Source organism: Desulforapulum autotrophicum HRM2 (assembly GCF_000020365.1).
Taxonomy (GTDB): domain Bacteria; phylum Desulfobacterota; class Desulfobacteria; order Desulfobacterales; family Desulfobacteraceae; genus Desulforapulum; species Desulforapulum autotrophicum.
Genome location: NC_012108.1, coordinates 2,097,471 through 2,111,593, shown reverse-complemented (window position 1 = coordinate 2,111,593; position 14,123 = coordinate 2,097,471). Strand labels below are relative to the sequence as shown.

The 14,123-nt window shown below is 51.6% G+C and carries 12 protein-coding genes; 3 read left to right on the top strand and 9 right to left on the bottom strand.

Going from position 1 to position 14,123, the window contains the following annotated elements; genetic code table 11:
• Positions 1–167 precede the first annotated feature (167 nt).
• The 3 genes from pdxA to HRM2_RS09240 are packed head-to-tail and all read left to right on the top strand — an operon-like array spanning position 168 to position 6,117.
• Entirely contained in the window at positions 168–1,190 is a 1,023-nt protein-coding gene (gene pdxA / locus HRM2_RS09250; RefSeq protein ID WP_015903743.1) for a 4-hydroxythreonine-4-phosphate dehydrogenase PdxA, read from the top strand.
• Positions 1,187–4,009 (top strand): excinuclease ABC subunit UvrA, encoded by a 2,823-nt coding sequence (gene uvrA / locus HRM2_RS09245; RefSeq protein ID WP_015903742.1) that lies wholly within the window; start codon positions 1,187–1,189, stop codon positions 4,007–4,009. Before pdxA ends, uvrA begins: the two co-directional genes overlap by 4 nt.
• The gene (locus HRM2_RS09240) at positions 4,006–6,117 is read left to right on the top strand and encodes a Tex family protein (protein WP_015903741.1); all 2,112 of its coding nucleotides are present in this window, start codon (positions 4,006–4,008) and stop codon (positions 6,115–6,117) included. The genes uvrA and HRM2_RS09240 overlap by 4 nt, the downstream gene beginning before the upstream one ends.
• Before the next feature lie 291 nt (positions 6,118–6,408).
• Here the strand turns inward: HRM2_RS09240 and HRM2_RS09235 are convergent, their stop codons facing one another.
• From HRM2_RS09235 to HRM2_RS09195, 9 genes are all read right to left on the bottom strand, one after another.
• On the bottom strand, positions 6,409–7,530 hold the full coding sequence (locus HRM2_RS09235; RefSeq protein WP_015903740.1) for a Fic family protein: 1,122 nt from the start codon (positions 7,528–7,530) through the stop codon (positions 6,409–6,411).
• Between the two features lie 395 nt (positions 7,531–7,925).
• Positions 7,926–8,129, bottom strand: a complete 204-nt coding sequence (locus HRM2_RS09230) for a 4-oxalocrotonate tautomerase family protein (RefSeq protein WP_332306311.1) — start codon at positions 8,127–8,129, stop codon at positions 7,926–7,928.
• A 31-nt stretch (positions 8,130–8,160) separates the two neighbouring features.
• Positions 8,161–9,714: an SDR family NAD(P)-dependent oxidoreductase gene (locus tag HRM2_RS09225; RefSeq protein ID WP_015903738.1), complete on the bottom strand. Its 1,554-nt coding sequence runs from the start codon at positions 9,712–9,714 to the stop codon at positions 8,161–8,163.
• An 89-nt stretch (positions 9,715–9,803) separates the two neighbouring features.
• Positions 9,804–10,679 (bottom strand): ComF family protein, encoded by an 876-nt coding sequence (locus HRM2_RS09220; protein ID WP_015903737.1) that lies wholly within the window; start codon positions 10,677–10,679, stop codon positions 9,804–9,806.
• Positions 10,622–11,854 (bottom strand): NADP-dependent isocitrate dehydrogenase, encoded by a 1,233-nt coding sequence (gene icd / locus HRM2_RS09215; RefSeq protein WP_015903736.1) that lies wholly within the window; start codon positions 11,852–11,854, stop codon positions 10,622–10,624. Before icd ends, HRM2_RS09220 begins: the two co-directional genes overlap by 58 nt.
• 1 nt (position 11,855) lies before the next feature.
• Positions 11,856–12,152: a hypothetical protein gene (locus HRM2_RS09210; protein WP_148214588.1), complete on the bottom strand. Its 297-nt coding sequence runs from the start codon at positions 12,150–12,152 to the stop codon at positions 11,856–11,858.
• Positions 12,153–12,493: 341 nt separating this feature from the next.
• Positions 12,494–13,255, bottom strand: coding sequence for a 23S rRNA (guanosine(2251)-2'-O)-methyltransferase RlmB (gene rlmB / locus HRM2_RS09205; protein ID WP_015903735.1), 762 nt, complete (start codon positions 13,253–13,255; stop codon positions 12,494–12,496).
• On the bottom strand, positions 13,252–13,824 hold the full coding sequence (gene gmk / locus HRM2_RS09200) for a guanylate kinase (RefSeq protein ID WP_015903734.1): 573 nt from the start codon (positions 13,822–13,824) through the stop codon (positions 13,252–13,254). The genes rlmB and gmk overlap by 4 nt, the downstream gene beginning before the upstream one ends.
• Positions 13,825–13,850: 26 nt before the next feature.
• On the bottom strand, positions 13,851–14,117 hold the full coding sequence (locus HRM2_RS09195; protein ID WP_015903733.1) for a DUF370 domain-containing protein: 267 nt from the start codon (positions 14,115–14,117) through the stop codon (positions 13,851–13,853).
• Between the last annotated feature and the right edge of the window lie 6 nt (positions 14,118–14,123).

Sequence of the window (14,123 nt, the reverse complement as noted above, 5' to 3'; positions counted from 1 at the left end):
TTTTTCAATGGTTTCACAATATCCATCCCGTTGAACCTGTTCCAGGGTATGTTTTTGGATTTTTTGTTTACACAGATTCCAGCCGGTAGTATGATTTATTTTTAATTTTCAGTAAAACAGCTCATTATTTCCGGCAACCTGCAAGACATCCAAAGGAGCACTTTTCCATGACTGACAACCGTCCTGTTATCGGCATCACAATGGGGGACCCCGTGGGTATCGGGCCGGAAATCATTGTTTCCGCCCTTGATGATCCATTCGTTTACACTGTTTGCCGTCCCCTTGTGCTTGGTGATGAAGGCGTGATGGAAAGGGCCATTGACCTGAAATCCGCCCGAATGGATGTCCACACAACCGACACCCCGGCAGGCGGAAAATATTGCCACGGTACCATGGATATTGTACCCTTGTCCCGACTTGATGCTGCGACCCTTCTGGCCGGACACCCCACCCCTGGCACCGGAAAGGCAATGATCGACTACATCACCACGGGCGTGGATCTTGCCATGGACGGGAAAATTCAGGCCATTGCCACCTGTCCCATCACCAAAACCGCCATGAAGCTTGCCGGATCAAAATTCCACGGTCATACCGAACTTATTGCAGACAGGACCCACACTCCAAGGGTGGCCATGATGATGGCCGGTGACCGACTCCGTGTGGTCCTTGTGACCATCCATATCCCCCTGTGTGAAGTTTCCGCAAGGCTGAACCAGGCTGAGATCCTGGCAACCATCAGCCTCACCTCAGAGACCCTGAAAACCAAATTCGGCATCCCTGAACCCAGGATTGCCGTGGCAGGCCTCAATCCCCATGGCGGCGAGGACGGCATGTTCGGCAGCGAAGAACTGGAAATTATTGCCCCGGCCGTTGAACAGGCAAGATCCAAAGGGATAACGGTGTCTGGCCCTTTTCCGCCGGATACCCTGTTTTTCAATGCCGCCAACCACAAATTTGATGCGGTCGTCTGCATGTACCACGACCAGGGCCTCATTCCTTTTAAAATGATCCACTTCAGCGATGGGGTAAACACCACCCTGGGACTGCCCATCATCCGAACGTCGGTTGACCACGGCACGGCCTACGACATTGCCTGGCGAGGAACTGCTGACCCGTCAAGCCTTATTGCCGCAATCAAAATGGCCGCCCTCCAGGCCACAATCACCGGTGCGAACCGTATCAACCGATGACAGCAGACAAAATAATCATCCGGGGCGCCCGGGAACATAACCTCAAGAACATTAATGTGGAGATCCCGAGAAACCGGTTGGTCACCATTACCGGCCTTTCCGGGTCCGGCAAATCAACCCTTGCCTTTGACACCCTCTATGCCGAAGGCCAGCGTCGGTATGTGGAGTCGCTCTCCACCTATGCCCGCCAGTTCCTGGGCCAGATGGAAAAGCCCGATGTGGATTTCATCGACGGCCTCTCGCCGGCCATCTCCATCGAACAGAAAACAGCAAGCCACAATCCACGATCCACCGTTGGCACGGTGACTGAGATATACGACTACCTGCGCCTTTTGTTTGCCAGGGTGGGGACCCCCTATTGCCACAAATGCGGCCTTGCCATCACTGCCATGACCATCGACCAGATGGTTGACCGGGTCATGGCCCTTACTGAACGGTCAAAGATCATCATCCTTGCCCCCCTGGTCTCCGATCAGAAAGGAACCCATGAACGAACGCTGAAACAGCTCAAGAAAGAGGGATATGCCCGGGTCAGAATCAACGGGGTGATCCATGGCACCGACGACTTACCCCAGCTCAAAAAGACTGCTAAGCACAAGCTTGAGGCTGTGGTGGACCGGCTGATTGTCAAACCCGGCATTGAAACAAGGCTCTCCGACTCCCTGGAACTTGCCCTCACCCTTGCCAACGGGGTTGCAGTTGTCCTCACCCTTGCAGACAACCAGGAAATTTTTTTCAGCGAGCGATCATCCTGCGTCACCTGTGGAGTAAGCTACCCTGAATTTGTGCCTGCAAGCTTTTCGTTCAACTCCCCCCAGGGGGCATGTCCCAAATGCGACGGACTTGGAACGGTCACCGAGTTTGACCCGGACCTGATCATCCCAAACCGTGAACTTTCCCTGAGAGAAGGTGCCATCGCTCCCTGGGCAGGAAAAGATTCCGTCCAGTTTGCCGAATTCCTCGACGCCCTGACCTCGTTTTACAACGAGGATATCTACACCCCCTTTTCCAAACTCTCGACCAGATTTCAAAAGGTCCTGATCGCCGGCTCCGGCAAAAAAGAGATCCCCTTCTACTTTGAAAAGGAAGGACGGCGCATCACCTACACAAAAAAATATGAGGGGATCATTCCCAACCTGAAACGGCGCTACCACGAAACCGACTCCCACCAGTCACGGGAAGAGATCAAACAGTACATGAACTTCACCTCCTGTTCAGGATGCAAGGGAACAAGACTCAACAAAGCGTCAAGCGCCGTTCGGGTGGGAGACAAAACCCTGTTTGAAATCACGGTCATGTCCGTTGAAAAAGCAGAAAAGTTTTTCAACAACCTGACATTTACCGGTCAGAAAAAGGTAATTGCCAAGGGAATCATTGACGAGATCAAGGCTCGCCTCGGTTTTCTCACAAGCGTGGGCCTCGACTATCTAACCCTGAACCGTTCGGCCACAACCCTGTCCGGCGGTGAAAGCCAGCGCATCCGGCTTGCCACCCAGATAGGCTCCAAACTCACAGGGGTCCTTTACGTGCTGGATGAACCCAGCATCGGGCTCCACCAGCGGGACAACAAACGGCTGCTGGACACCCTGTTAAGCCTCAGGGATATGGGCAACAGCGTGCTTGTAGTCGAGCACGACGAGGAGACCATGCTGACCTCAGATCACATCATCGACATGGGTCCAGGAGCCGGCATCCGGGGGGGAGAGGTGGTCTTTTCAGGTACGCCCCAGGAACTTCTAAAGGCAAAAAATTCCCTTACCGGGGACTACCTTTCCGGCAAAAAAAGAATCAAGGTCCCCACCCACAGACGTACGAGTCATGGGAAGAACCTCACCATCACGGGCGCCTCCACCAACAACCTTAAAAACATTGATGTGTCCTTTCCCCTGGGCTGCTTTACCTGCGTCACAGGGGTGTCCGGCTCTGGGAAATCCACCCTGGTGCTTGCCACCCTGTTCAAACTTCTGTCCAACCGCCTATACCGCTCAAGGCTTCCGGCTGGAAAGCACACTGGGGTATCCGGGCTTCGCTACCTTGATAAAGTGATCCACATTGACCAATCGCCCATCGGACGAACCCCAAGGAGCAATCCTGGCACCTACACGGGCATATTCACCTTTATCAGGGAAATCTTTGCCAAAACCCCGGAAGCCCGGGCCATGGGTTACAAATCGGGCCGATTCAGCTTTAACGTCAAGGGTGGCCGGTGTGAGGCATGTTCAGGTGACGGCATCATCAAGATCGAGATGCACTTTCTCGCCGATGTCTATGTCACCTGCGACCTGTGCAAGGGGAAACGTTACAACCGGGAGACCCTGGCAATTAAGTATAAGGGAAAGAGCATTGCCGACGTCCTTGACATGACGGCCAACCAGGCCCTTACCTTCTTCAGCCGAATATCGTCCATTCGGACCAAACTTGAAACCCTTGTTGATGTGGGACTTGGCTATGTCAAGCTCGGTCAGGCCGGAACAACCCTTTCAGGGGGTGAAGCCCAGCGCATAAAGCTTGCAAGGGAGCTTAGCAAAAAAAGCACCGGCAGAACCATCTACATCCTGGATGAGCCCACCACCGGGCTGCACACCGACGACATCAACCGGCTGCTGTCGGTTTTAAACCGCCTGGTTGAACTAGGCAACACCGTGGTGGTCATCGAGCACAACCTTGATGTGATAAAATATGCAGACCATGTCATCGACCTTGGCCCTGAAGGCGGGGACAAGGGCGGCGAGGTGATCGGCGTTGGCACCCCCGAAGAGATTGCCCAACTGGAACGCTCCCACACGGGCCGTTTTTTAAAGGAGGTATTGAACAAATGATAACCACCATTGCCCGGGATCTTGACCTTACACCGGCCCAGGTACAAACCATTGCCAATTTTTTCGACCAGGGTGCCACCATCCCCTTTATTGCCCGCTACCGAAAAGAACAGACCGGCTCCCTTGACGAGGTCGTGATTGCCGAAATCCGGGACAGGATCACAAAATTCAAGGAATTTTCTGCAAGACAGCAGGTCATTATTGCCTCCCTTGAAGAAAGAGACCTCATGACCGAAAACCTCAGGCAAGCCATTAACCGGGCCACAACAAAAGCAGAACTTGAGGATCTTTTTGAAAAATTCAGGCCAAAAAGAAAGACAAGGGCCCAGACGGCCCGGGAACAGGGTTTAGAGCCCCTGGCCCTCACACTTTTAAAACAACGGGACAAGGATCCCCAAATCGAAGCCCTGCCCTTTGTGGATACAGCTAAAGGGGTTGAAACCGTTGAACAGGCCCTTGCCGGGGCAAGGGATATCCTGGCCGAAACCTTTAACGAGGATCCAACCCTTCGAGCCAGGGTCCGCAAACTATTTGAATCAAAGGCCATCCTAAGCGCCCGGGTCAAAAAGGGCAAAGAAGCTGAAGGCGCAAAATTCAGGGACTATTTCGACTGGTCGGAAAGCGCGGCAAAAAGCCCGTCCCACAGGATTCTTGCCATGTTCAGGGGGGAAGCTGCCGCCATCCTTACCGTCCATGTACTTCCACCCGAAGAAACAGCCCTTGCCATCATCGAACAGCGGATTGTTAAAAACAGCACCCGGGCAGCCCTGGAGGTCAAAGCCGCCATCAAGGATGCCTACAAACGGCTCATGGGAAAATCCCTTGAAAAGGAGACCATGGCAAATCTGAAACAAAGGGCAGACCAGGAGGCCATCGGGGTGTTTGCCGGCAACATCCGAGAACTGCTTCTCTTTTCCCCCCTTGGGCAGAAACGGGTACTGGCCATTGATCCTGGTTTCAGGACCGGATGCAAAATCGTCTGTCTCGACCAGCAGGGCACCCTCGTCCACCATGGGGTGATCTATCCGTTTTCAGATTCGGACAAGGCCGCAAAAACCCTGAAGAAATTGACCAGAGAACATGAAACAGAAGCCATAGCCATTGGCAATGGCACGGCTGGAAGGGAGACCGAAGCCTTTGTCCGGCAGGCCGGACTTGGAGACAAGATCCAGACAATCATGGTTGACGAAAGTGGTGCATCCATCTACTCGGCATCACAAATCGCAAGGGACGAATTTCCGGACCAGGACATCACCGTACGGGGAGCCGTTTCCATTGGCCGCCGCCTCATGGATCCCCTGGCCGAACTTGTAAAGATCGACCCTAAATCCATTGGGGTGGGCCAGTACCAGCACGATGTGGATCAAAAAGCACTTCAAACGACGCTGGATGATGTCATCTCATTCTGCGTAAACCGGGTCGGTGTGGAGGTGAACACGGCAAGCGCTGCCCTTCTCACCCACGTGGCAGGACTCAACACGACCATTGCAGCCAATATCATCAATTTCCGAAAAGAGAACGGCCCCTTTACCACGCGCCGGGATCTTTTAAAAGTGCCCCGCTTAGGGCCCAGGGCCTTTGAGCAATCTGCCGGTTTTCTAAGAATTTCAGACGGCAAAAACCCCCTTGACCGAAGCGGCATCCACCCGGAGTCCTACACCATTGTGGAGTCCATGGCAAAGGACAACGGTCTTACCGTTAAGGCCCTTGTGGGCAACCAACCCCTGGTAAAAGGCATCGACCTTACCCCCTATTGCACTGACACAAGGGGAATGGTTACCCTTGAAGATATAGCAGCCGAACTTGCAAGACCCGGCAGAGACCCAAGGGAAACCTTCAAGCCCTTTGAGTTTGATGACAACATCCACGAGATCAAGGATCTTGTTCCCGGCATGAGGGTACCGGGTCTTGTGACCAATGTGACGGCCTTTGGAGCCTTTGTGGACATCGGCGTTCACCAGGATGGTCTGGTTCACATCAGCCAGCTTGCCGACCGGTTTGTCAAAGATCCCAACGAGGTGGTCAAGGTTCGCCAGCAGGTAACCGTCACCGTGCTCGAGGTGGACATAAATCGACAACGAATTTCCCTTTCCATGCGGAATTCATGAATTGCAAAATGGAATTTAAAAGAATACGGTTTGATGCTATCCCAGGTCAGTATAGTTTAGCGTGTACTCACAAGTCGATATGATTCGCAGCGTAAGGCCCATGATCAAAATAAAACCTCCCACATGGCCTGTCTTTTAAGCCGTCTTCTTCGTTGCCTTAATGGGCACATATTTCAATATGCTCCCATTAACGCGCCTTGAATACGACTTAAAATCCTAGGCCATGTGTTGGAAGATTTTATTCCGATTATGGGCCTAATACTGATCTTGTGCAGTAGATTGTTCGGTAACTTAGACTCTCACAAGCTTCATTAGCGGCTCGAAAGAATATAACGCAGGTCTTCTACCAGATGCTTCTTCTAATGTCAGGATTAGATTCTTTTCTAATAAAACCCTGGCAAATCTTGCTGCACTCGCTGTGGGTATCCCACTTTTAGTTGTAAATTTGTTATTTCTAAATACTGGGTTTGTGAACACAAAATCCAATGCATTGACACTCCATTTAGAGGAAAGAGCCTCTGAAAATATGGTCTTCATCTCTTCGTAAAGTGCCCTTATATCCTCTGCAATAGAAAGATTTCTAATGGCCTGTTGTTCAACAGCCTCGAGAAAAAAACAACACCAACTTTCCCAATCCCCATGCTCAGAGACTTTCCTCATTGTGTCAATATAAAGATTTTTATTATCTTCCAAGTACCCACTTATATAAAAATGAGGTGCAGATATTATTCCTGAAGACCACAACATTAATGTAATCAACATTCGCCCAATTCGTCCATTACCATCTTTAAAAGGATGCAATGCCTCAAATTCAATATGGGCAATGCCGGTTTTTACCAGTGCTGGGTGCGTACTTTGTTCTATATATTGAAATAATTTATCTAATCCTTCCTGGAGTTTTTCTGGGCTAATAGGGATGAATAATATTTTTTTCTTTAACTTATCTGCCAAGTAGTTTTGTTCGTTCTTTAACTGACCTGGTGATTTAGAAGCCCCTCGACCAAAAGACAGTAAACGCTGATGGATACCCTTAATGAATGATTGGGATAGTAGATACCCATCTGCCATTGCTTTTTGCGCAGCCATCAAGGCTCTTTGATAAAGAATGGTTTCAATCACTTCAGATCTTACATTTGCAGCGTTCCCTGTTTCAGCGTCATGGTCAGCTTCATATTTAAGAATTTCATCCATGGTACTTATCGTACCTTCCATTCTTGATGAAATAACAGCCTCTTGGTTACGTAACGGAGCCAAAAGTATTTCACTGTTGTGCATATTTTTCAACATTTGGTCATAACGAGCCACTGCATCAGTCGCTTTTATTAATGGTTCCACAAATTGTGCATAATCCAAATCCTTTGGTGGGAATTTGTCGTAATGATAGCTGACTGCATTTTCTAAACTATGTTCCATTATTTCCTTCTATTCTTGACGTTACTATTTAAGAAAATATTAAAGACAAAATCAATAGGTGTCAATATATTTAAAATTTTTGCAGACAAACGGGATAGGATTTAACAGATTCAGATCAAAAATGCTTGTCTTGCATTTTAGCCCGTATTTGAGAGACAAACGATTTAGACATCAACAGATTCAGATCAAAAATGCTTGTCTTGCATTTTAGCCCATATTTGAGAGACAAACGATTTAGACATCAACAGATTCAGATCAAAAATGCTTGTCTTGCATTTTAGCCCGTATTTAAAAAATAAGCAGAAGCGTTATGGCTGGCCGGGTCGGGTGCAAAACTAAGGCCTGCCCAGGCAAGACCAGCACACATGGGTCAGTCATACGCTTCCAGCAAGTCCTTATTTTCTTGTTCTAAGTTCAGTCACACATTTTCCACCGATGCCCCAGTTGTCCGTATGGACCTCATCTATGACAACAACCGTAGTGGCAGGATTCTTACCCAGAACATCAACCAGAAGCTGTGTGACGCCTTGAATCAGTTTTAACTTTTGATCTTTTGTGACATTTTCGTCTGTGATTTTGATATTCACATAGGGCATCATAATCTCCTTTTATCATCAAAAAGGTCTGATCCTACCAGTCAATGGGTCGATAATCCTTCAGAAACTTGCCGCACCAGTGTTTTTTGGTGAGAATGCCGTCAAAAAACGGGTCACAGATCCGGGCAGCCCCGTCCACAATGTCAAGGGGTGGCTGAAAATCGTGAATCTGTTCTTTGGCTTTTGCAAGTTCAGCCGGGTCTTCATCGGTCACCCAGCCCGTATCCACGGCATTCATGTAGATGCCGTATTTCGCAAGATCGCCTGCTGCCGTGTGGGTCATCATGTTAAGGGCAGCCTTGGCCATGTTGGTGTGGGGATGGCGGGAGGCCTGCTTGAACCTGAAAAACTTTCCCTCCATGGCCGTGACATTGACGATATGTTTCTCACCGGTGAAGTCACGCTTCATAAGGGGAATAAGCCGGTTGCACAACACAAAAGGGGCAATGGCATTTACCAGCTGAACCTCAAGCAGTTCAGGGGTCTGGATCTCTCCGATCTTGAGCCGCCAGGAGTTGGTCTTTCTATAATCCTTCTGCTGAAGGTCGGCATCAAGCTCTCCAGTTGGAAAGACACGTTCAACGTCCAGACTATTGTCATAGGAGTAGGGAATCTGGGAAAGCTCGGCCGAGGCCCTCAGGCCCACACCCGGGCCCTGGCCATGCCAGGCAACCGGCAAGGCCGATTCAGCAGAGGCTGGAATACCGCACTGATCTATCAGTTGGGCCTTACACTCCTCGTGGCAGGTTAAAAGCGATGCTGCCTGCCTGGAAAGATGCTCGGTGGAAAGGTTCTCCGTTTCCATTAGATGGGCGTAGAATCCCGGGGGCCGGCGTACGGTCTGGGCGGCATTGTTGATGAGAATGTCAAGGCGCTGGTAGTGGGTTTCGATGTGGGTGGCAAAGATTTCAACGCTGGGGGTGTGGCGAAGATCCAGGCCGAATATCTGGAGACGGTGGCCCCACTGGGCAAAATCCTTTTCCCCGGAATACCGGATGGCCGCATCCTTGGGAAACCGTGTTGTCGCAATAACGGTTGCCCCGGCCCTGAGCATCATTAATGTGGCCTGGAACCCAATCTTGACCCTGGCCCCTGTAATCAAGGCCACTCTGTTTTCAAGGGATGCGGTCTGGAACCGCTTCTGATAGTTGAATTCCCCGCAGGCAGGGCACATGGTGTCATAAAAAAAATGAAGATCAACAAATTCCTTTTTGCACACGTAGCAGTTCCTGGGAGAATTGAGCTTCCCAATCTGTTCAGCAGTCTTTGAGTCAAGGTCGATGAGCTGCTGGGGCGCCTCAAAAACCGTTGCTGTCCGGGCTGATCTGATGCCGGTCAAGGCCCTTGCCGCCCTGTCCTCGTCCTTGACGGGCCGCATGTTTTTGCGGTTCATGGCCTTGCGTCGCTTCTTAATCTCTTTTCTGTCGGGCCGGGAGAGTTGTCCTGCCGCAGCCATCAGGGCAATCCTATCAGCCTCATCGAGCTCGGCGAGCAGGTCACCATCAGCGACAAGGGATTCAAGAACAGGAATGCAGGCCTTGATCTCGTCCAGGGTACAAGCCGCTGCAGGTGTATCATCGGTCTTCATGGATTCTCTTTCCTGTGAATTATCTTTCCTGTGAATTTTAAAAAATTGTAAATATACCCGGACCCGGCAGAATTAACAATCCTTTTTTATCAGGCCCTTGCAAGCACCAGCAGGTCAACGGACAGGGCTCCAGCCTTAAAAAGCGTTAATGCCGCCTCCCCCGACGTGGCGCCGGTAGTAAAGACATCATCGATGAGAAGAATACGCCGCCCCTCTATCTTTTCGGTCCCTCTGACGGTAAAAGCACCCCTGAGATTTTTTAACCGATTTTTCCGATCAAAACCGGTCTGGGAGGGGGTGTTCCTTGATCGCAGCAGAATTGTATTTGAAATCGTCCATCCAGGAGGGTGTTTGACAGCCTGTTTCCACATTGATGGAAAATCCCTGACCAGGAGATAGGCCTGGTTAAAACCACGTTGCCTGAGCCTGCGGGTGTGCAGGGGAACCGGGAGGACAAGGTCAATGGCGGAACAGGCAAAATGGCGCATAAAGGCATGGAACATCAGCCGCCCCAGGGGCCGGGCCAGGCAGATCTTTTTTCCGTACTTAAACAGATGAACCAAATCCCTTAAAAGCAAATCATGGGCCGCAAAGGCCCTTGCCCTTCCAACCATGAAACGGCCTGTCTGGGCCGCCTTGATGCAGTCGAAACAGAGATGATTCTCTCCGGCACGCGACAAAAAAGGTTTGCCGCAACAGGTACACAGGGGCGGCAGAACAGGAGTAAACCCCTGCTCAAGACATTTTGAACAGACCACCCTGGCAAGGGTACTCTCAAACAGGGCCTCCAAATTGTCGGAAACTGGGGCCAGGTCATGGAGGCACCGGATATAGGCCCCACAGACAAGGCACTTGTCCGGGAAAAGGGCGGTCAACGCCCCCCTTCCCAGACGGGTAAGGCAACGGATCAGGGCATGTCGATCCGGGAGATGGTCTCGCAGATGATCCTGCCGAATTCTGAACATGATACCTCCTTGCAGCCCTCCATGCCCGAAGCAAGATCTCCCGTGGCCCTTCCACCACCAAGGGTCTGGGCAACCGAGCGTCTGACAAGGTCTGCAGCCCTGTTCCAGCCCATGTGATCGAGCATCATGGCACCGGAAAGAATAATCGAACAGGGGTTTGCTGCGTCTTTTCCGGCAAGGTCCGGGGCGGTTCCATGGGTTGCCTCAAACACGGCGCAGCGGTCCCCCACATTGGCCCCCGGTGCAATGCCGAGTCCCCCTACCTGGGCCGCCAGGGCGTCCGAGATATAATCCCCGTTGAGATTGGGGGCCGCAATCACGTCAAACTCCTGGGGCCTGAGCAGCACCTCGGCAAAAACCATGTCGGCAATCCTGTCCCGGATGAGCACCTTGCCACGGGGCAGAATTCCGTTGTGGGATTTAAAGAGCTCATCTTCAGTGACCACCCGATCGCCAAAGTACTCCTGGGCCGCCTCATATCCCCATTGTCTGAACCCACCCTCGGTGTACTTCATGATATTGCCCTTGTGCATGAGGGTGACGCTTTTCAAGCCATTGTCAACGGCATAGGCCACGGCCTTTTTCACCAGTCGCTTGCTCTTTTCCGGGCAGATGGGCTTGAGGCCGATGGCAGCGGTGGCGCATACGTCAACGTCCAGCTCGGTTTTCATAAATTTAAGGAGCTTTTGGGCCTCAAAAGAGCCTGAGGCCCACTCAATGCCAGCATAGAGATCCTCGGTATTCTCCCGGAATACGGTAATGTTCACATGTTCAGGATGTTTTACCGGGCTTTGGATGGGCGAGAAATAGCGCACCGGCCGGATACAGGCGTAAAGGTCCAGGTGCTGACGGATTTTAACGTTCAAGCTTCGCATGCCGCTGCCTACCGGGGTTGCCAAGGGGCCCTTGATGGCCACCCGGTGGGCCTCAATGATCTCAAGGGCATCATCGGAAAGCCATTCACCGGTCTTGTTAAACCCCTTGGCTCCGGCAGGAATATTGAGCCACTGGATCTTTTTTTGACCGTTATAGGCTTGTTGAACAGCCGTGTCAAACACAGGCTGTGCCGCCTGCCAGATGTCAGGACCAATGCCGTCCCCCTCGATAAAGGGAATCTCAACACAATCGGGCACATCCAGCACCAGATCGTCATTCATGGAAATAATGTTGCTCATATTAATCTATACGCTCCTTGATTTTTTTTATATGAAACACCCACCAAAGCATTGCAAACAGAGGCGTTTCATCACTCGTTGAGGCCGGGGCCAACCCTCGCTCCGGCCATGCCGGTTTCATATGAAACTCGCTTCGACCGGCCGGCGGGAACGGGTGTTGCCCTTCACTCATTCTCGCAGGCCGTCCATGGCCTGCTCCGAGGGAAATGGCAACTCCTTGGACCTCGTGTCCACCGTTGCCATTTAACCCGTTCAGGGCAACACCCGTTCCCACCGGCCTACTACTGTCGAGTTTCATGCTTCGTTGTGTCCGCCAGGACATGTGGTTATATGAAACTCTTGTCGAGACATCATTGTTAAAGTCTCGACTTTAGAGCCCTCTTTGGTTTCCCTGACCGGAACATTGTAAACCAAAGGGGATAGGATTTTTGCCCTTCCAGGCGTTAAGAAGCGCAGGCTGTTTGAGGACTTTAGCCCGCAGTTCCTGCGTTTTAGTCTGGAAGGACAAAAAGCCCCCCGACGTTTACCGTTCCGGTCAGGGTAACCAAAGGGGGCGGAATGGTACTATCGCCTGCCCGGTATCATCGTGTTTCATGCTTCTTTGTGGCCGGATGCCATCTCTCGCCCCGGCCGTGCCGGTTATGCAGTCAGCTGACGCTGGCGAAGGGCTTCATACATGGCGATCCCGCCTGCCACCGATGCGTTCAGGGAAGTTACGCCGGCCTTGATGGGCAGGGAAACAAGAAAATCACACTCTTTTTTCACCAGGGGCCGAATGCCCTTGTGCTCACCGCCCACCACAAGCACCAGGTTACCGGTAAGATCCGCCGAAAACAGAGGGGTTGTCCCCTGGCCGTCCAGCCCTGCAACCCAGAATCCCATGGCCTTTAATTGCCGCAAAAGGCCGGCCGTGTTGGTAATCAACGAAATCTCGGCATGCTCCATGGCGCCGGCTGAGGCCCTGGAAACCGATGGAGAGGGAGAAGCACTCCTCTCCTTGGGTATCATAATATGATCCACACCCGCACAAAGGGCTGTCCGGATCAATGCTCCAAAATTCTGGGGGTCCTCAAGGGTTTCAATCACCAGAATGAATCTATTCGACACTCCCTTGGGCATCTGCTTGACAATCCCCTCGGCCCGAACCGTTGCAAAGGGCGACACCCGGGCAGCCACCCCCTGGTGGCGGGCATTGTCTGTCAAGGCATCCAGGGTCATTGTATCGGTGATCTCCACAGGGATGGACTGCTCTTGTGCAACGCCAAGAATTTCAGCCAGCCGCGCCCTGGAGCGATCCTTTGAAACCAGAATGGCATAGAACTTTCTCCTGCCCGCCCGCAGGGCTTCACGAATCGGATGAATACCACAGAGGATCTCAACTGCCTCACTTTTCCGGCTCATGCAAGCTCCTTTTCAAAAATAACGGACATCTCGTTGATGCTGGTCTCGAGGTCATCATTTTTAATCACATGGGAGTACCATCCCTTCTGGCTGATCTCCTGTTCCGCATTTTTCATGCGCTGGGCAATCACCGCTTCAGAATCGGTTCCCCGTCGTCGGAGACGCTGTTCAAGGGTTGTAAAATCAGGGGCCATGATAAAAATGGTCACGGCCGCTGGAAACGCCTTCACAATCTGCCTTGCCCCCTGGACGTCAATGTCCAGAAGAAGATTGCCCCCCCGTGCCAGGGTATCCTGGAGCAGGGTAAGGCTGGTACCGTAGAAGTTGTCGTGGACTTTTGCCCACTCGGCCCACAGCCCTGCATCAATTCGTCTCTGGAATTCGGATTTATCTATGAAAAAATAATCCTGACCATGAACCTCTCCTTGTCGGGGCGGCCTTGTGGTGTGGGAAACCGAATAGGAGAGCTGTGAGAACCTGTCGAGCATCTGTTTACAGAGGGTGGTCTTGCCGGCACCCGACGGGGCCGACACCACAAATAGTTTTCCCGGTTTCTTGCTGTTTTCCAAAATAATGTCCTTTGCTTCCGGGAGAACTACCCCTCGTCATTTTCCTGGTTTTTTAAAGTTGAAAATCGCTGGGAAATGGTCTCGGCCTGGATGGACGAGAGAATGACATGATTGCTCTCGGTCACAATGACGGCCCTTGTTTTTCTGCCGTGGGTGACGTCCAGCAGACGGTTTTCATCCTTTGCATCATCCTTTAACCGCTTCATGGGTGACGAGTTGGGGGTGAGGATGGCCACCACTTTTTCAGCAACAACGGTATTACCAAACCCGATGTTTAAAAGAACCTGTTCCATTATATC